The following is a 17,812-nucleotide window of genomic DNA, read 5'->3' on the forward strand; positions in this document are numbered from 1 at the left end:
TGGGTCAACTCGCCATCAGGACCTCGACGCGGGCGACCTCGTCGTCCAGCTCGGAGCGCTCACGGACGGTGAGGGGACGGAACAGCTCGGGCACGACGCGGCCGTCGACGAGGCGCCAGAGGCCCTCGAGCTTGCCGTCGACGAGGACGACGTGGGCCATGCCGCCGTTGGGGCCCATCCAGCGCTTGCGGGGGTCGGGCGCGGTCACCCGGTCGCGGGCGGCGTGGGAGAGCCAGAGGTTGTCGTAGGTCCCGAGGAGTCGCACGGGCGCGGGAGCGTCGGGGTGGGCGAGCGGGAGGTCGGGGAGGTCGTAGAGGGGGCGGCCGTTCTCGTCCGAGTGGACGACGAGGTCGGACATGCCCTTGACGAGCGCCGCGAGACCCGTGACGCCAGACCACGCGGTGACGTCCGCGGCGGTGGCGGGACCGAAGGCGGCGAGGAAGCGACGTACGACGTCGGAGGGATCGATGGGAGCGAGGGGAGCGGCGAGCCAGCGGTCGACGAGCTGGTAGGTGACGCCGCCCGACTCCTTCCAGGCGCCACGCGGCGGCAGCTGGACGAGGGGAGCGGCGACCCGCGCGAGGGCGGCGAGGGCGGTGGCGGGCACGGACGGGAAGTGGCCGGTGAGCGCCTCGCCCAGCGCCTTGACGGGCAACGAGCGGGGAGCCAGGACCGAGGAGACAGCCGAGGTGAAGGCCTCGCGCGCGAGATCACGGGCCGGGGCGATGGCGGCGTTCGCCCGCACCTCGCGCTCCAGCGCCGGCTGCACCCACGGACGGAGCGAGAGGGCGTCGGCGGGCGTGAGCAGGTGGATGGTGCCGCGCATGGTGAGCAGCCGGACGAGCGAGCGGTCGGTGAGGGCCCGGCTGACGGCGTACGGATCGAAGGTGGTGAGCCGCGCGTGCAGGCCGAGGTATGGCGGCAGCGGGTCCTGCGCCTGCAGCCCGAGGAGGTGCCGGACCAGGTCCGGCACCTCGAGGTCGACCCGCTCCAGCAGGTGCTGGCGCTGGAGCAGGGTCCGGTTGAGCTGTCGCGCGGAGATCCGCACGGGCTACTGGAGGGTGAAGGTGCGGGTGTCGACGAACGGACCGCCACCCTCGCCGCCGGACGGGTCGTCGGTCGAGGCCTTGAAGACGTAGGTGCCGGCGGGCAGGGGGGACACGTCGACCTCGTCGTGCCACGGGTAGAGGTCGTTGCCGTAGGCACCCTCGGCGGTGACGAACCCGTCCTGCACGACCTTGCCGTCCTGCAGGATCTGCCACGGCACGTTGGCCTCGAAGGAGTTGGCCACGCCCGAGATCGAGAGCGTCCCGGAGGTGCTGTCACCCTCCTCGGGCGAGGTGATGCTGACCAGCGACAGCACGTCGATCTGCTTGTCGTTGGCGATCGGCTCGGACGTCGGGACGCCGAGGACCTGGTCGATCGGGTTGCCGCCCATCGTGAACTGGACGCCCGCCCGCGCCTGCACGGCGGCTTGCAGCGTGTAGACGACCTGCTGGACGGCCTCCGTGGCGACCTGCTCGCTCATGCCCGACGGCCGGTCGTGCAGTGAGGAGTCGGCGAGGTCGATCGAGATCACGTCGCCGTTGTACGACGCACCCGTGAACGTGCCCTCCGGCCACGGCGTGGAGTAGTCCGGGTCGGTCGGCGTCGCGGAGAGCGCGTGCACGGCGGCGTCGAGCTTGTCGGCGCCGGTCACGGCGTCGAACTCGCGGTAGAGCCGCACCCCCTGCGGCGTGTCCCCGAGGTAGTACGCCGCCACGGTGAAGTCCGAGGCAGCGGGCTCGGTCGGCGTCGGCGAGTCCGGCGACTGCGAGGAGTCGGAGCCCTGCGTGGGCTTGCCGTGGTGGGACTGCTGCGCCGGACCGGGGGTCGTGTCGTCGCTGCTGGTCAGGCCGAGGTTGTCGCCGGCGAAGGCGATCGCGCCGATGACGGCAGCCGTGGCGACGGCGCCGAGCAGGGCGTAGCGCCAGGGGTTGGAGCGGCGTGCGGACATGGGAGTCACCTTCGTTCGGGAGCGGATGGAGTCGAGGGCGTCGGAGGGCTCGACCTCGGACACGGCGTCGTGGAACAGCTCTGCGAGGCGGGCCTCGTCGGGGTCGCGAGGGTCCATGGGTGTGGTCATGGCCGGTCCTCCTGCAGCCAGTAGGGATCGAGCAACGTGCGCAGGGAGGCGGCGCCGCGCGAGGCGTGGCTCTTCACCGCGCCGCGGCTGATGCCGAGCGCGTCGGCGATCTCCGCCTCGGACAGGTCGAGGTAGTAGCGCAGCGCGAGCACCTCCCGCTGCCGCTCGGGCAGCTCCCGCATCGCGTCCAGTACGGCGGTCCGCCGGGCCGAGTCCACCGAGGCCCGGTCGGTCCCGGGCTCGGCGGGAGGCGCGGGGGCGGCGGCCGCGTGGCGTGCCACGACGGCCCGGTGCCGCAGCACCGACCGCGACCGGTTGACCACCGCCTGCCGCAGGTAGGCCAGCGCGAGGTCGGGGTCGCGCAGCCGGGACCACCGGCCGTGCATCGCGACGAACGCATCCTGGACGACCTCCTCGGCCGTGCCGACGTCGCGCACCAGCAGCACAGACAGGCGGACGAGCTGTCGCCAGTGGGCGGCGTACAGCTGCTCCACCGCGGCGTCGGCATCCCACGGGACGGGCATCAGGGCAGCCCTCCCGCCAGGGACTCTGGCCGCCGTCGCATGGGTCATCACGCTAGTGGCACGTCCCGGCGACCCCGGGGGTTTACCTCGGCGCTGCGCGAGTTTTCATGCGACGATGACTGTCGGGAATGACGGAGGTACGGGAGACATGACTGCAGCAGACGACTGCCTGTTCTGCAAGATCGTGGCGGGGGAGATCCCGGCCGAGGTGGTCCACGTGACCGAGTCGGCGGTGGCGTTCCGGGACATCAACGCCCAGGCGCCCACGCACGTCCTCGTCGTGCCCCGGGACCACTACGCCAACGCGGTCGAGCTGGCCGAGGGCGACCCCGCCGTGACGGCCGAGCTGGTGCGCGTCGCCGCCGCCGTCGCGACCGCGGAGGGCCACGACGACTACCGCCTGGTGTTCAACACCGGGCCGGGCGTCGGGCAGACGGTGTTCCACACCCACCTCCACCTGCTCGCGGGTCGCCCGATGACGTGGCCCCCCGGATGAACAACCGCCTGAAGACCCTCGCCGCAGCCGCCGCCCTGGTCCTGTGCGCGGGCTGCGCTCCGTCGGACAAGAACGACGCGGCGCCCACGAAGACGCCGACGAGCGCCTCGGACGCCGCCCCCACCCAGCTGCCCGTGCCCGTCGCCGACCCCAAGACCCAGCTGCCGCTGCGCGCGGGGGAGAAGCGGATGACGCTGGCGATGCCGACGGACTACACCCCGTCCGCTCCCACCGGCGTCGGCACCGACGACTACCGCTGCTTCCTGCTCGACCCGCACCTGAAGCAGGACGTCTACCTCACCGGCACCAACGTGCTGCCCGGCAACCCCGACGTCGTGCACCACGTCATCCTCTTCCGCGTCGACCCGGCCCAGGTGGCCGAGGCGAGGGCCAAGGACGCCAGTGAGGACGGCGAGGGCTGGACCTGCTTCGGCGGCACCGGCCTGCGCGGCGACTTCTCCAACGTCGACGACGCCAACTGGCTGGGCGCCTGGGCGCCCGGCGGCAAGGAGTCGGAGACCCGGCCCGGCTACGGCGTACACCTCGCCCAGGGCAGCCGGATCATCATGCAGGTCCACTACAACCTGCTCGTCGGCGACAGCCCCGACCGGTCGGCCGCACAGGTCCGCTGGCGCCCGGGCACCGCCCACCTCGACCCGATCCACACGTTCCTGATGCCGGCCCCCGTCGAGCTCCCGTGCCGCGCCGGCCACGACCAGAGCCCGCTGTGCGACCGCGACGCCGCCGTCGCCGACGTCAAGGCGCGCTTCGGCCAGGGCCCCGGCTCCACCGCCGACCTCCTCTACTTCCTCTGCGGCGGCAAGCCCCACCCCTCCGAGGTCACCTCCTGCACGCGCCGCGTGCAGCAGCCGATGACGATCCTAGGCGTGGCCGGCCACATGCACCTGCTCGGCCGCTGGATCAAGATCGAGACCAACCCCGGCACGCCCGAGGCCAGGACGATCCTCGACATCCCGATCTGGGACTTCGACAACCAGGGCGCCAAGCCGATCACGCCGGTCCACCTCGACACCTGGGACACCGTCAAGGTGACCTGCAAGCACGTGCAGTGGCTGCGCGACAAGCTGCCGTCCTTCCAGGGCCAGGACGAGCGGTACGTCGTGTGGGGCGAGGGCACCACCGACGAGATGTGCCTGGGCATGCTCCAGGTGGCGTTCGACAGCGAGCGGTCCTGACCAGCGCATGATCACCAGCCGGGCGGCCGTCGAGGAGCTCCTCGACCGGATCGAGACCGCCGACCTCCACACCAACGCCGTCTGCACGCTGCACCCCGACGCGCTGGGCCAGGCCGAGGCGCTGGACGCCGAGGCCGCGGCCGGCCGCACGCGCAGCCCCCTGCACGGCCGCGCGATCCTGGTCAAGGACAACGTCGACACCCACGACCTGCCCACCACGGCCGGCTCGCTGGCGCTGGCCGACGCCCCGCCGCCGGTCCGCGACGCGGCCCTCGTCCAGCGGCTGCGCGCCGCCGGGATGGTCGTGCTCGGCAAGACCAACCTGTCGGAGTGGGCCAACATCCGCGACGGCAACTCGGCGTCGGGCTGGAGCGCCTACGGCGGCCTGACCCGCAACCCCTACGGGCTCAACCGGTCGGCGGGAGGGTCCAGCTCGGGCAGCGGCGCGGCCCTCGCGGCCGGGCTCGCGCCCTTCGCGATCGGCACCGAGACCGACGGCTCGATCTCCTGCCCGGCCGCGTTCAACGGCTGCGTCGGGATCAAGCCCACGGTCGGGCTGGTCCCCACCACCGGCGTCGTGCCGATCTCCTCCTCGCAGGACTCACCCGGCCCGATGGCGATGACGGTCCGCGACGCCGCCGCGCTGCTGTCGGTGCTGGCCGACGACGGCGTCGACTACGCCGCCCACGCCGTGCCGGGACGCCTGGCCGGCAAGCGGATCGGCGTGCCGCGGGCGACGTACTGGGGCTACTCGCCGCACGCCGACGCGGCCGCCGAGCGGGCCGTCGCGCTGCTGGCCGCCGAGGGCGCCACGATCGTCGACCACACCGACTTGCCCGAGATCGGGGAGCAGGCGTGGGCCGACGAGCTCACCGTCCTGCTCGTCGAGCTGCGCCACGGGCTGGCGGGCTACCTCGCCGGCCGGCCCGGCGACGTGCCGCGCACGCTGGAGGAGGTCGTCCAGTACAACCGCGACCACGCCGACCTCGAGCTCGCCCACTTCGGACAGTCGCTGTTCGAGCAGGCGCTGGAGGGGCCGACCGTCGACGACGACGCCTACCGCGAGGCCCGCGACCGCTGCGTCGCCCTGACCCGCACCGACGGCATCGACAAGGTCCTGCGTGAGCACGCGCTCGACGCCCTGGTCACGCCGTCCTACGCGCCGGCTGCGCCGATCGACCTGGTCAACCCCGAGGCGCATCCGGGGTCGTGCACGAGTGCGACCGCGATGGCCGGCTACCCGCTGCTCACCGTGCCGACCGAGCTCGCGGCCGGCCTGCCCGTGGCGGTGTCCTTCTGGGGAGGGTCAGGCAGCGAGCGGACGCTCGTGGAGATCGCCCACGGCTACGAGCTGGCCCGCGACCGCAGCACCGGGCCGCTGCCCGAGCCGACCTTCCCGACGTTCGTCTAGAACCCGAGGAGCAGGCCCCACAGGATCCGCACGACGTAGAGGGCGGCGGGGAACGCGAAGACGACCAGCATCACCCACGCGGTGACACGGTGCAGTGGCTTGGCCGGGTCGAGCGAGCCGGCGAAGTCGAGCAGCGCCCCGTCGGGCACCGACCGGTTGAGGCCCATGCGCTGCGCGTCCAGAGGGAGGTGCGTGGGCGGGGTCCAGTCCGCGTCCTCGTCGTCCTCCCAGGCGGTCATGGCTCCACGGTACGTCCCCCGAGCGACGTACGACGGCAACTCGGTGGGCGTGAGTGGGGCGAGTGCGTAGCATGGAGGGCGCTCGATCACCTACCGGAGAGGCGCCCTCGGGGCATCCATGACTGACAGCAACCCGCGCGGCGTGCACGCGGCACCGCCGAAGCACGAGACCCGCCACGTCGTGGTGGTCCCCAACAGCATCAACATGGTCAGTCTCCTCGGCCCGGGGGATGAGTACCTCGGGATCATCGAGGGCGCGCTCGCCGCCGAGATCCACGTCCGCGGCAACCGGATCAGCCTCAAGGGCGAGCCCGGCGAGGTCGCCCTCGCCGACCGGCTGCTCGACGAGCTGGTCACGATCATCCGCACCGGCCAGGGCGTCACGTCCGAGACCGTCGAGCGCGTGATCACGATGCTGCGGGCCGAGACCACCGAGCGGCCCGCCGACGTGCTGTCGCTCAACATCCTCAGCAACCGCGGCCGCTCGATCCGCCCCAAGACGCTCAACCAGAAGCGCTACGTCGACTCGATCGACAAGCACACGATCACCTTCGGCATCGGCCCCGCCGGCACCGGCAAGACCTACCTCGCGATGGCCAAGGCCGTGCAGGCGCTGCAGTCCAAGAACGTCAACCGGATCATCCTGACCCGGCCGGCCGTCGAGGCGGGGGAGCGGCTGGGCTACCTGCCCGGCACGCTGTCGGAGAAGATCGACCCCTACCTGCGCCCGCTCTACGACGCGCTGCACGACATGATCGACCCCGAGACGATCCCCAAGCTGCTCGCGGCCGGGACCATCGAGGTCGCCCCGCTGGCCTACATGCGCGGCCGCACGCTCAACGACGCGTTCATCATCCTCGACGAGGCGCAGAACACCTCGCCGGAGCAGATGAAGATGTTCCTGACGCGGCTCGGCTTCAACTCCAAGATCGTCGTCACCGGCGACGTCACCCAGGTCGACCTGCCCAACGGCACGAAGTCCGGCCTGAAGGTCATCGAGGGGATCCTCGACGGCGTCGAGGACATCGTCTTCAACCGGCTCACCAGCCACGACGTCGTCCGGCACCGGCTGGTCGGCAAGATCGTCGCGGCGTACGACGAGTTCGACGCACGCGGCGGCTTCACGCCGCACGCCGCTGCCTCGCACAACCAGAACCACACCCCCGGGAGCCGTCCGTGAGCATCGAGGTCCTCAACGAGTCCGGCCACGAGCTCGACGTCAAGCAGCTGGCCGCGCTCAGCCGGTTCGTGATGGACCGGATGCGCGTGCACCCGCAGGCCGAGCTGTGCATCAAGGCCGTCGACGAGTCCACCATCGCCGAGCTCAACGAGCAGTGGATGGAGAAGGAGGGGCCGACCGACGTGCTCGCCTTCCCCATGGACGAGCTGCGTCCCGGCCTGGTCAACGAGGAGCCCGAGGAGGGCGTCCTCGGCGACCTCGTGCTGTGCCCGGACATCGCGGCCAGGCAGGGCGAGACCGCCGGCCACGGCACGTGGGCCGAGATCGAGCTGCTGACCACCCACGGCATCCTGCACCTGCTCGGCTACGACCACGCCGAGCCGGAGGAGCACAAGGAGATGTTCGGTCTCCAGGACGAGCTGCTCGCCGCGTGGCGGGTCTCGGCAAGCTCGACCACCGATTGATGACCACCGACAGATGACCACCGGCGATCTCTGGCTGCTCCTCGCGGCAGCCGCCCTCGTCCTGCTCGCCGGTGCCTTCTCGGCCGCCGACGCCGCCCTCGGCTCCTTCTCGCGCGCCCGCGCGGAGGAGCTGATCGGCGACGACCGGCCCGGCGCGCGGCGGCTGCTGACGCTGCTCGAGGACGCCCCGCGCTACCTCAACACCGCGCTGCTGCTGCGGCTGGCCTGCGAGATCTCCGCGATCGTGCTCGTCACCCTCGAGGCGTCCGACGCCTACGGCGGCTCGTGGTGGCCGACGGTCCTCACCGCGATCGGCGTGATGCTGGTCGTCTCGTTCGTCGTGATCGGGGTCGCCCCGCGCACCGTCGGCCGGCAGCACTCCGAGCGGATCGCGCTGGTCTCGGCGGCGCCGCTCGCCTGGGTGACCACCGTGCTCGGCCCGCTGCCGCGGCTGCTGATCCTGGTCGGCAACGCCATCACCCCCGGCAAGGGCTTCCGCGAGGGTCCGTTCTCCACGGAGACCGAGCTGCGCGAGCTCGTCGACCTCGCCGAGGCCTCGGCGGTGATCGAGTCGGGCGAGCGCAAGATGATCCACGGCGTCTTCGAGCTCGGCGACACCACGGCGCGCGAGGTGATGGTGCCGCGCAACGACGTCGTCTACGTCGAGCGCCACAAGAACCTCCGCCAGACCATGTCGCTCTTCCTGCGCAGCGGCTACTCGCGGGTGCCGGTCATCGGCGAGAACCTCGACGACATCGTCGGCTTCGCCTACCTCAAGGACATCGTCCGGCGGGACTTCGAGGCGCCCGACGTGGAGTTCACCCAGCGCATCGACGAGGTCATGCGGCCGGCCGCCTATGTCCCGGAGTCCAAGCCCGTCGACGCCCTGCTCTCGGAGATGCAGGCGAAGCGGCAGCACATCGCCGTCGTCGTGGACGAGTACGGCGGCACCGCCGGCCTGATCACCATCGAGGACATCCTCGAGGAGATCGTCGGCGAGATCACCGACGAGTACGACGAGGAGGAGATCGAGGTCGAGGTGCTGCCCTCGGGGACCACCCGCGTCTCCTCGCGCTACCCGATCGACGACCTCGACGAGCTCTTCGGCCGGCGGGTCGAGGAGGAGGACGTCGACTCCGTCGGCGGCCTGATGGCCAAGCACCTCGGGCGCGTCCCGATCCCCGGCTCGCACGTCGAGGCGCACGGCCTGCGCTTCGAGGCCGAGGGCACCGCCGGTCGCCGCAACAAGATCGGCACCGTCCTCATCACCCGCCTCGAGCGGGAGCCCGACCACGACCCAGGAGACCCCAGTGAGTGACCTGCAACCCGAGGACAAGAAGCTCGTCACCCTGGCCCGCGCCACCCGCGCGCGGGTCGGTGCGGCCGAGGGGGCAGCGATCCGGGACGCCGACGGTCGCACCTACGCCGCCGCGACCGTCGACCTGCCCTCGCTCCAGGTCACCGCGGTCCAGGCGTGCGTCGCGATGGCGGTCGCGTCCGGCGTCAAGGGCCTCGAGGCAGCCGTGCTGCTCACCGAGGCGACCGAGCCGACCGCGCCCGACCTGGCCGCGCTCACCGACCTCGGCGGCGCCGGCGTCGTCGTCCACCTCGGTGACGCGAAGGGCACCATCCACACCACTGTCAGCACCTAGGCTTGCGCCCGTGCGCATGCGAGTGATGGTCCTGGCCCTGGTGGCCGCATTGCTCGCGATGACCCCGCCCGCGCAGGCGGCGACACCCGCACCCGGCAGGGCCCTGTGGCTGTGGGACCGCCCGGACGCGGCGACCGTGGTCGCCTTCGCGGTCGAGCACGGCGTGTCCGAGGTGTTCGTGTCGCTCCCGCCCGACCTCGCGCACGACCCGTCGCTCGGCTACTACCAGGACCTGCGGGCACGCACCCGCGCGGCCGGCATCACGATGTCGGCGCTGGGCAGCGAGACGACGTACGTCGACCAGCCGAAGGTGGCCCTGGCCTGGCAGCGGTCCGCGCTGTCGACCGGCCTCTTCGACGGCGTGCACCTCGACATCGAGCCGTGGGCGCATCCCGACTGGAAGACGGCGAGGGCGGCCCTGCTCGACCGCTACCTCGCCCTGCTCTCGACCCTGGCCGGCGACACCACCCTGCCGGTCGAGGCGGACATCGCCTTCTGGCTGGACACGATCAAGGTCCACGGCCATCGGCTCGACAAGCAGGTGATCGCGCGCGTGGACGCCGTCACCGTGATGACCTACCGGCACGTCGCCACGGGCTCCGACGGGATCCTCGCGCTGGGCGCGAAGGCGATCGAGGCGGCGACCGCTGCGGGCAAGCCGGTGCGGCTGGCGGTGGAGACCAACCACCTCGGCGACGGCCCGATCGCGCTCAAGCAGACGTTCTGGTCGCGGCCGGAGCCCGAGCTCACCGCGGTGCTCGGGCAGGTCGACGCGGGGGTGCCCGCGGGGTCGACGTACCGCGGGATCGCCGTGCACGACTACGAGGGCTGGCGCGCCCTCGCGGAACTGTAACGATTCGGACACGTGCCCGGAGTAAAGTCGGGAGCGTGACCGGGGGACGCTGGGATGAGCACCGGGCCGCCGTCGAGCGGCTCCGGACGTCGTACGCCGCCATCGCGCCGGGTGACCCGGTGCGGCTGGCGAAGAAGACCTCCAACCTGTTCCGGCCGCGTGCGGGGACCGACGCGCCCGGCCTCGACGTGTCCGGCCTGGCCGGCGTGATCGAGGTCGACCCGGTCGCGCGCACGGCCGAGGTGCAGGGCATGTGCACCTACGAGGACCTCGTCGACGCGACCCTCCCGCACGGCCTCATCCCGCTCGTCGTGCCGCAGCTGCGCACCATCACGCTCGGCGGCGCGGTCACCGGGCTGGGCATCGAGTCGACCAGCTTCCGCAGCGGCCTGCCGCACGAGTCGGTCCTCGAGATGGACGTCTTCACCGGCGCCGGCGAGGTCGTCACGACGCGGCCGGGCGACGACCTGTTCGACACGTTCCCCAACTCCTACGGCTCGCTGGGCTACGCCACCCGGCTGCGGATCCGGCTCGAGGAGGTGCCCTCGCACGTCGCGCTGCGGCACCTGCACTTCGACGACGCCTCCCTGCTGGCCAAGACGATCGCCGGGCTCGTCGAGACCGGCGAGCACGACGGCACCCGCGTCGACGGGCTCGACGGGGTCGCGTTCGCGCCGGGGGAGTACTACCTGACGCTGGCGACCTGGGTCTCGGCCCCCGAGGGGCAGCCCAGCGACTACACCGGGCAGGCGATCTACTACCGCTCGATCCAGGAGCGCGAGACCGACGTGCTCACCATGCACGACTACCTCTGGCGCTGGGACACCGACTGGTTCTGGTGCTCCGGCGCGTTCGGGGTGCAGCACCCCGTCGTCCGCCGGCTCTGGCCGCGGCGCTGGCGGCGCTCGGACGTCTACAGCAAGCTGATCGCCCTTGATCGCCGGCTCGGTGTCGCCGACTTCCTCGACCGCCGCGCCGGCCGGCCGCTGCGCGAGCGCGTCATCCAGGACGTCGAGGTGCCGGTCGAGCGGCTCGAGGAGTTCCTCACGTGGTTCGACGCCGAGGTCGGGATGCGGCCGGTGTGGCTGTGCCCCGTGGTCTCGACCCGGTCGTGGGCGACCTACCCGCTCGTCCCCGGGACGACGTACGTCAACGTCGGCTTCTGGGGCACCGTCCACGTCGGGCCGGACGCGCCCGAGGGCCCGCTCAACCGCGCCATCGAGGAGAAGGTGCACGCGCTGGGCGGGCACAAGTCCCTCTACTCCGAGGCGTTCTACGACCGCGACACCTTCGACCGGCTCTACGACGGCGCCAACCTGGCCGCCGTCAAGAGCCGCTACGACCCCCACGACCGGCTGACCAGCCTCTACGACAAGGCGGTGAAGAGACGTTGAAGTCCACCCTGAAGCAGACCCCCACGTTGTCCATCGGCGACGCCGTTGCCTCCCTGCTGCGCGACGGGATGCCCGTCCGGTTCAGTGCGTACGACGGCAGCTCGGCCGGGCCACCGGACGCCGAGATCGAGCTGGAGCTGAAGAACCAGCGCGGCCTGTCCTACCTCCTCACCGCGCCGGGTGACCTCGGCATGGCACGGGCCTACGTGTCCGGCGACCTCGCCGTCAACGGCGTGCACCCCGGCAACCCCTACGAGGCGCTGCGGCTGCTCCAGAGCCACCTGCGCTTCCGCCGGCCCACGCCGGCCGAGGCGCTGACCCTGCTGCGCGGCCTGGGCCTGTCCAACCTCAAGCCCCCGCCGCCGCCCCCGCAGGAGCACCTGCCGCGCTGGCGCCGGGCGATGGAGGGGCTGCGGCACTCCATGTCCCGCGACGCCGAGGTGATCGCGCACCACTACGACGTGTCCAACCGCTTCTACGAGCTGGTGCTCGGCCCGTCGATGACCTACACCTGCGCGGTCTACCCGACCGCCGACGCGACGCTCGAGGAGGCTCAGGCCGAGAAGTACGACCTGGTCTGCCGCAAGCTCGGCCTCCAGCCCGGCATGCGGCTGCTCGACGTCGGCTGCGGCTGGGCGGGCATGGTCCGGCACGCCGCGAAGCACTACGGCGTGCAGGCGCTCGGTGTCACGCTGTCGCGCGAGCAGGCCCAGTGGGGCAAGGAGGCCATCGACCGCGAGGGCCTCGGCGACCTGGCCGAGGTGCGGCACTCCGACTACCGCGACGTGCTCGAGGGCGACTTCGACGCGATCAGCTCGATCGGCCTGACCGAGCACATCGGCGTCCGCAACTACCCGGCGTACTTCGGCTTCCTGCGCGACCGCCTCAAGCCCGAGGGCCGCCTGCTCAACCACTGCATCACCCGCGCCCACAACCGCCGCGAGGAGACCGGGGCGTTCATCGACCGCTACGTCTTCCCCGACGGCGAGCTGATCGGCTCCGGCACGATCATCACCGAGGCCCAGGACGCCGGTCTCGAGGTCATGCACGAGGAGAACCTCCGCCTCCACTACGCCCTGACCCTGGCCGGCTGGTGCCAGAACCTCGTCGACAACTGGGACGAGTGCGTCGCCGAGGTCGGCGAGGGCACCGCGCGGGTGTGGGGCCTCTACATGGCCGGCTCGCGGCTGGCGTTCGAGCGCAACGAGATCCAGCTGCACCAGGTGCTGGCCGTGCGGACCACCGAGGACGGGAAGGACGGATTCTCCCTGCGACCCACGTGGTGACTAGCCTTGCCGGGTGAGCACCCGAGCCAGGCAGTACGACGCGACGGTGCTGCGCCGTGAGCAGGTCTCGGACCACCTCGTCCGGCTGACCCTGGGCGGCGCGGGCCTCGCGGACTTCACCTCCACCGGCATCCCCGACGAGTGGGTCGGGCTGGTCGTCCCCGGACAGTTCCAGAGCCGCTACTACACCGTGCGGTCGTGGTCGGGCGGCGAGCTCGTGCTCGACGTGGTCGTGCACGAGGTCGGTCTGGTCACCGAGTGGGCGGCCCGCGACGTGGTGGGGGAGCAGGTCGCCATCACCGAGCCGCGCGGCTCCTTCGCGATGCCGTCCGGCGCACAGTGGCTGCTGCTCGTCGGCGACCTGACCGCGATGCCGGCGATGGCGCGGATCGCGTCCGAGGTGGGTCTCGACAGGCTCGACCAACGAAGCATCCGGATCTGGGCTGAGGTGCCCGACGACCTGACGGGCTACCTGCCCGACGGCCCCGACGTGACCTGGCTGGCCCCGCCGGCCGAGGGCGCGAGCGACCTCGCGGCCGCCGTCGAGGCCATCGACTGGCCCGCGGGCGAGGGCTACTTCTGGATGGCGGGCGAGTCCGCGCAGATGCGGGCGATCCGCAAGCACCTGATGCGCGACCGCAAGCTGCCGTCCACGGCGTACGACGTCATGGGCTACTGGCGCGGGGGAGCCACGCGTCAGCCGCGTGCGGTCGACCCGGGCCCGATCTACCGCGCCGGCAAGGCTGCCGGCAAGACCGATGACCAGATCTGGGCCGACTACGACAGGGCGAACGAGTCATGAGCAAGCACCGCAGTGGATTCGTGTCCTTCGTGGGACGTCCCAACGCCGGCAAGTCGACGCTGACCAACGCGCTGGTCGGCACGAAGGTGGTCATCACCTCCGACAAGCCGCAGACCACGCGGACCGTCGTGCGCGGCATCGTGCACCGCGAGGACGCGCAGCTGATCCTCGTCGACACACCCGGCCTGCACCGGCCGCGCACGCTGCTCGGCGAGCGGCTCAACGACCTCGTGAAGACCACGCTGGCCGAGGTCGACGTCGTGGCCGTCTGCCTCCCGGCCAACGAGAAGATCGGCCCCGGCGACCGCTTCATCGTCAACGAGATGGCCAAGGTGAAGCGCACCATCAAGGTCGCCATCGCCACCAAGACCGACCTCGCGACGCCCGAGCAGATCGGCCTGCACCTGCTGGACATCCAGAAGCTCGGCGCCGAGACCGGCACCGAGTGGGCCGAGATCGTCCCGGTCTCCGCCAAGGCGGGCGACCAGGTCCAGCTGCTGCAGGACCTGCTGGTCGGGCTGCTGCCCGAGGGCCCGCAGCTCTACCCCGACGGCGACCTCAGCGACGCCCCCGAGGAGATCCTCGCCGCCGAGCTGATCCGCGAGGCGGCCCTCGAGGGCCTGCGCGACGAGCTGCCGCACTCGGTGGCGGTCGTGGTGGAGGAGATGCGGCTGCGCGAGGACCGGCCGGCCGACAAGCCGCTGCTGGACATCCACGCCAACCTCTACGTCGAGCGGGACTCCCAGAAGGGCATCATGATCGGCCCCAAGGGCGCCCGTCTGAAGGCGATCGGCACCCGGGCCCGCAAGCAGATCGAGGCGCTGCTCGGCACGCCGGTCTACCTCGACCTGCACGTCAAGATCGCCAAGGACTGGCAGCGCGACCCCAAGCAGCTGCGCAAGCTCGGCTTCTAGTCAGTCCGGCACCCAGCACAGGCCGTAGTGCTGGCCGGCGTCCCACTGCTCGGCGGTCGGCCACTCATAGCTCCACTTGAAGTTGAGCTTGTCCGAGGCGGCGTCGCGGCCGGCGTTCTCGCACGGGGTCTGGCCGGCGGCCTGGGCGGCGCCCTCGCCGGGGTACTTCTCGCCGGCGATCGGGACGGTGGCGATCGCCTTCCAGGAGTGGTCGGTGGAGCAGATCACGCGGTGGAAGTCGGCGGTGCCGGGCTCGGCGGCGCCGCACATCCCGAAGCGCTGGCGGGCCTCCGGCCTGGCCAGGACGCCGCCGATCTTGCCGGTGAGCGCGGCGAGCTTGCCGTCGGCGGCGACGGCGATGACGTCGCAGCGGTACCAGTCGGCGCCGGCGTCGGACTGCTCGACGGTGGGGGTGAACCAGACCGCGCGCAGCATGCTGAGGTGCAGCTGGTCGGGGGTCGCGCCGAGGAACTTCGGCAGCGCGGCCGGGCAGTCGGTGGCGACCTGGGCCTGGACGCGCTTGCTGTCCACGGCGAGGAGGTGGCCCGCGACGACGGTGTCGAGGGTGCCGACGGCGTAGGTGATCGAGGTGTGCGCGGCGGCGCAGTCGACGGGGTCGGCGTCGCTGGTGGGCGCGACCGCGGCGTCGTACGACAAGGCGTAGCAGGCGCGGTTGCCGGGCCGCGGGGCTGCGGTCGCGGTGGTGGGCGTCGCACTGGGCTCGGAGGCCGACGAGGCGGGCGTGCTGCTGTCGGCCGACGGCTGGTCGCCGCCGCTGCACGCGCTCAGGGCGGCCACCCCGGCCATGCTGGCAACGAGCAGGGCGGCGAGCCGGCGGGACGGGGTCATGGCTGCCTCACGCGTTGGTCTTCGCCCAGCAGACCGACCGGCGGTTGCCGGCGGACCACTCGGCCTCGTGGAAGTAGGTGTACCCGAAGTCGTAGTCGACCGGGTAGCTCAACCACGCCGCCACCGAGCCGGAGCAGTAGTCGCGGGTCTTGACCTCGACCAGCCGGTCGCCGGGGTAGTCGTCACCGGACTCGCCGAGCTTGATCGTCGTGACCGCCCGCCAGTCGTGGTGGTGGGAGCAGGGGATCTTGACCGAGCCGCTGACCGTCGGGCCGGACGCGCACACCATCCACTTGTCGTCCGGGACGCCGAGCAGGAGGCCCTTGGCGGTCTGGGGGAGGGCGACGTACGACGTCGACTGCTCGCCGCCGCCGACCGCGTCGCAGCGGTACCAGCGGGCGCCGGCGGACCATGCCTTCTCCGACGGGCGGAACCACGCCCAGCTGACGACGGTGCGCATCACGAGGCTCTCGTCGGCGCCGAGGAACCGCTGGAACTTCTCCGAGCAGGTGCGGTAGGCCCAGGCGCCGAGCTCCTTGTCGTCGACGTCCGCGTCGTCGAAGGACGTCGGGAGGTCGCCGACCGCGAACGTCTCTGCGGTGTGCTTCTCGGTGCAGTCGACCGTGCGCGTGGCGTTGCTGGCCATCGCGACGTCGTCGGGGGTCAGGAGCCGGCAGGCACCCAGCTCGGGGGCGTCCATCGCGTCGACCTGCGCCGGGTCGGTGTTGCCGCCCTGGTCGTCGGAGGTGCAGGCCGCGAGCAGGAGGAGCGGGAGGGCAGCCAGCCCGAGGGCGAGACGGCGGGCGACGGTCACGCGACGGAATCCTAACGCCCGGCCCCGGTGGTGCGTCAGCCGGCGGACAGCAGTGCGGCGAGGGTGCCGCCGAGCTCGTACGCCGCGTCGGTGTGGTCCTCGTCGACGTCGCCGAGGACGGTCAGCACCTCTGCGGCCTGGCGCCACGGGAGGGCCTGGACGATGGACTGCACCGAGCGGACCGCGCCGGTGGCGTCGTACCGACCGTGCACCCAGAGGCCGTAGGGCTTCTTCCCGCCCGGCCCCGCCCCGGCCGACCCGTCCTCGGTGAGCGCGCCGCCGGCCTCGAGGAAGATCGTGTCGAAGAAGTGCTTGAGGGCGCCGCTCATGTAGCCGAAGTTGGCGGTCGTGCCGAGCAGGTAGCCGTCGGCCGTCAGCACGTCGTCGGCGGTGGCCTCGAGGGCGTGCCGGACGACCACCTCGACGCCTTCGATGGCGTCGTCGTGGGCGCCCGCCACCACGGCGTCCGTCAGTCGCAGGACCGTCGGGGTGGGGGAGTGGTGGACGATCAGCAGGCGCGGCATGGGGTGAGGCTAGCCGCGGTCGAACGTGAACCAGTGCCGGCCGGGCTCGAGCGGCTGCGGCTCCGTGACGAGCCGGTGGACCCCCACGGACCACACGTGGTCGTCGGAGGCGTCGAAGGCGACCTCCTCGAAGCCGGCCTCGGCGAACCAGCCCCGGATGGTTGGGGTGAGGTCCGGCTCGGCCCGGTGGCGGGTCCAGACGACCTCGGCGCCCTCGCTGCAGAGCTGGGGCGCGGCCATCACCGTCGCCCGCACGTCAGCGTCGCTGACGTTGCCGAAGATGCCGCACAGCAGGACCACGTCGGCGGGGACGGCCCCGCTGTAGACGTCGCTCTGCGCGGCGTCGGCCTGCCGGACCTCGACGGTCGCGCCGAGTGCCGCGGCGGCCTCGCGGGCGCGGGCGGCCAGCCCGGCGTCGTACTCGACCAGCAGGGCGGTGACCCGGTCGGCGTCGGCGCGCTGCGCCAGGACACCGAGGAGGTCGCGTCCGTCGCCGGCGCACGCGCTGACCACCCGCACCGGGGCGGGTGCGGTCCCATGCACTCACGGTAGACCCGATGAAGGGGTTGACGGGCGGACTCACCCAGGAGGATGCCAACGAGCCCGGAGTGCGTGCACCGTGGTGCCGGGGGTACGTCGGGGGCATGAGCACCACGACGCGCATCGTCCGGGCCACGCCGACGCAGGTGTGGGACGTGCTGGCCGACGGCTGGCTCTACCCCCTGTGGGTGGTGGGTGCCTCGCGGATGCGCGAGGTCGACGGGCACTGGCCCGAGCCGGGTGCCCGCCTGCACCACTCCGTCGGTGTCTGGCCGCTGCTGATCGACGACCACACCGAGGTCCTCGAGGCGACGCCGGGCTCCCGCCTGCGGCTGCGGGCCAAGGCCTGGCCCACCGGGGAGGCGGAGGTGGTCCTGCACCTGCGGGCGCGCGGCGCCGACACCGAGGTCGTGATGGAGGAGGACGCCGTCGCGGGACCGGGGCGGCTGGTGCCCGCACCGCTGCGGCACCTGCCGCTGCACTGGCGCAACGTGGAGGCGCTGCGCCGCCTGGCCTTCGTCGCGGAGCGGCGTGCGCAAGGATGACCGC

At 72.2% G+C, this 17,812-nt stretch carries 21 protein-coding genes; 13 read left to right on the forward strand and 8 right to left on the reverse strand.

The genetic code is table 11. The features are described 5' to 3' along the window. Window positions 1–4: 4 nt before the first annotated feature. The 3 genes from EJF31_RS02175 to EJF31_RS02185 are packed head-to-tail and all read right to left on the reverse strand — an operon-like array spanning window position 5 to window position 2,649. On the reverse strand, window positions 5–1,048 hold the full coding sequence (locus tag EJF31_RS02175) for a winged helix DNA-binding domain-containing protein (protein WP_125035456.1): 1,044 nt from the start codon (window positions 1,046–1,048) through the stop codon (window positions 5–7). A gap of 3 nt (window positions 1,049–1,051) precedes the next feature. Continuing rightward, entirely contained in the window at window positions 1,052–2,125 is a 1,074-nt protein-coding gene (locus tag EJF31_RS02180) for a Gmad2 immunoglobulin-like domain-containing protein (protein ID WP_125035457.1), read from the reverse strand. After that, the gene (locus tag EJF31_RS02185; protein ID WP_125035458.1) at window positions 2,122–2,649 is read right to left on the reverse strand and encodes a SigE family RNA polymerase sigma factor; all 528 of its coding nucleotides are present in this window, start codon (window positions 2,647–2,649) and stop codon (window positions 2,122–2,124) included. Before EJF31_RS02185 ends, EJF31_RS02180 begins: the two co-directional genes overlap by 4 nt. A 148-nt stretch (window positions 2,650–2,797) precedes the next feature. Between EJF31_RS02185 and EJF31_RS02190 the strand changes: the two genes are divergently transcribed. The 3 genes from EJF31_RS02190 to EJF31_RS02200 are packed head-to-tail and all read left to right on the forward strand — an operon-like array spanning window position 2,798 to window position 5,752. Next, window positions 2,798–3,145, forward strand: coding sequence for an HIT domain-containing protein (locus EJF31_RS02190; RefSeq protein WP_125035459.1), 348 nt, complete (start codon window positions 2,798–2,800; stop codon window positions 3,143–3,145). Next, entirely contained in the window at window positions 3,142–4,341 is a 1,200-nt protein-coding gene (locus tag EJF31_RS02195; protein ID WP_125035460.1) for a hypothetical protein, read from the forward strand. The genes EJF31_RS02190 and EJF31_RS02195 overlap by 4 nt, the downstream gene beginning before the upstream one ends. A gap of 7 nt (window positions 4,342–4,348) precedes the next feature. Continuing rightward, the gene (locus EJF31_RS02200; RefSeq protein WP_125035461.1) at window positions 4,349–5,752 is read left to right on the forward strand and encodes an amidase family protein; all 1,404 of its coding nucleotides are present in this window, start codon (window positions 4,349–4,351) and stop codon (window positions 5,750–5,752) included. Here EJF31_RS02200 and EJF31_RS02205 read toward each other — a convergent pair. Further along, window positions 5,749–5,991: a hypothetical protein gene (locus EJF31_RS02205; protein WP_125035462.1), complete on the reverse strand. Its 243-nt coding sequence runs from the start codon at window positions 5,989–5,991 to the stop codon at window positions 5,749–5,751. The genes EJF31_RS02200 and EJF31_RS02205 overlap by 4 nt on opposite strands. Window positions 5,992–6,109: 118 nt before the next feature. Here EJF31_RS02205 and EJF31_RS02210 point away from each other — a divergent pair, with 118 nt between their 5' ends. From EJF31_RS02210 to era, 9 genes are read left to right on the forward strand one after another with little or no spacing between them, the layout of a single operon-like run. Beyond that, window positions 6,110–7,171, forward strand: a complete 1,062-nt coding sequence (locus tag EJF31_RS02210) for a PhoH family protein (protein ID WP_125035463.1) — start codon at window positions 6,110–6,112, stop codon at window positions 7,169–7,171. Next, window positions 7,168–7,635 (forward strand): rRNA maturation RNase YbeY, encoded by a 468-nt coding sequence (gene ybeY / locus EJF31_RS02215; protein ID WP_125035464.1) that lies wholly within the window; start codon window positions 7,168–7,170, stop codon window positions 7,633–7,635. The genes EJF31_RS02210 and ybeY overlap by 4 nt, the downstream gene beginning before the upstream one ends. Window positions 7,636–7,648: 13 nt before the next feature. Beyond that, entirely contained in the window at window positions 7,649–8,953 is a 1,305-nt protein-coding gene (locus tag EJF31_RS02220) for a hemolysin family protein (protein ID WP_125035465.1), read from the forward strand. Continuing rightward, complete coding sequence (locus EJF31_RS02225) at window positions 8,946–9,287, forward strand: cytidine deaminase (RefSeq protein ID WP_125035466.1); 342 nt, start codon at window positions 8,946–8,948, stop codon at window positions 9,285–9,287. Before EJF31_RS02220 ends, EJF31_RS02225 begins: the two co-directional genes overlap by 8 nt. 10 nt (window positions 9,288–9,297) lie before the next feature. Then, on the forward strand, window positions 9,298–10,140 hold the full coding sequence (locus EJF31_RS02230) for a hypothetical protein (protein WP_125035467.1): 843 nt from the start codon (window positions 9,298–9,300) through the stop codon (window positions 10,138–10,140). Between the two features lie 35 nt (window positions 10,141–10,175). After that, the gene (locus tag EJF31_RS02235; RefSeq protein ID WP_125035468.1) at window positions 10,176–11,534 is read left to right on the forward strand and encodes an FAD-binding oxidoreductase; all 1,359 of its coding nucleotides are present in this window, start codon (window positions 10,176–10,178) and stop codon (window positions 11,532–11,534) included. Next, on the forward strand, window positions 11,531–12,820 hold the full coding sequence (locus tag EJF31_RS02240; protein ID WP_307718962.1) for a class I SAM-dependent methyltransferase: 1,290 nt from the start codon (window positions 11,531–11,533) through the stop codon (window positions 12,818–12,820). The genes EJF31_RS02235 and EJF31_RS02240 overlap by 4 nt, the downstream gene beginning before the upstream one ends. Before the next feature lie 13 nt (window positions 12,821–12,833). Then, on the forward strand, window positions 12,834–13,622 hold the full coding sequence (locus tag EJF31_RS02245; RefSeq protein WP_125035469.1) for a siderophore-interacting protein: 789 nt from the start codon (window positions 12,834–12,836) through the stop codon (window positions 13,620–13,622). Then, complete coding sequence (gene era / locus EJF31_RS02250; RefSeq protein WP_125035470.1) at window positions 13,619–14,536, forward strand: GTPase Era; 918 nt, start codon at window positions 13,619–13,621, stop codon at window positions 14,534–14,536. The genes EJF31_RS02245 and era overlap by 4 nt, the downstream gene beginning before the upstream one ends. Here era and EJF31_RS02255 read toward each other — a convergent pair whose 3' ends face one another. Genes EJF31_RS02255 through EJF31_RS21735 form a run of 4 tightly spaced genes read right to left on the reverse strand, consistent with a single transcriptional unit; the run spans window position 14,537 to window position 17,266 of the window. Continuing rightward, entirely contained in the window at window positions 14,537–15,385 is an 849-nt protein-coding gene (locus tag EJF31_RS02255) for a septum formation family protein (protein WP_125035471.1), read from the reverse strand. Between the two features lie 7 nt (window positions 15,386–15,392). Beyond that, window positions 15,393–16,199 (reverse strand): septum formation family protein, encoded by an 807-nt coding sequence (locus EJF31_RS02260; RefSeq protein WP_260430579.1) that lies wholly within the window; start codon window positions 16,197–16,199, stop codon window positions 15,393–15,395. Window positions 16,200–16,234: 35 nt separating this feature from the next. Then, window positions 16,235–16,723: a flavodoxin family protein gene (locus EJF31_RS02265; protein WP_125035472.1), complete on the reverse strand. Its 489-nt coding sequence runs from the start codon at window positions 16,721–16,723 to the stop codon at window positions 16,235–16,237. 9 nt (window positions 16,724–16,732) lie between these two features. Further along, complete coding sequence (locus EJF31_RS21735; RefSeq protein WP_185736107.1) at window positions 16,733–17,266, reverse strand: SAM-dependent methyltransferase; 534 nt, start codon at window positions 17,264–17,266, stop codon at window positions 16,733–16,735. Between the two features lie 101 nt (window positions 17,267–17,367). On the opposite strand from EJF31_RS21735, the gene EJF31_RS02275 reads away from it, so the two are divergent. Further along, a complete protein-coding gene (locus EJF31_RS02275) occupies window positions 17,368–17,808 on the forward strand; it encodes an SRPBCC family protein (RefSeq protein WP_125035473.1) in 441 nt (146 codons plus the stop codon). The last annotated feature ends 4 nt before the right edge of the window (window positions 17,809–17,812 follow it).

Source organism: Nocardioides sp. LS1 (assembly GCF_003865225.1).
Lineage (GTDB): Bacteria > Actinomycetota > Actinomycetes > Propionibacteriales > Nocardioidaceae > Nocardioides > Nocardioides ginsengisegetis.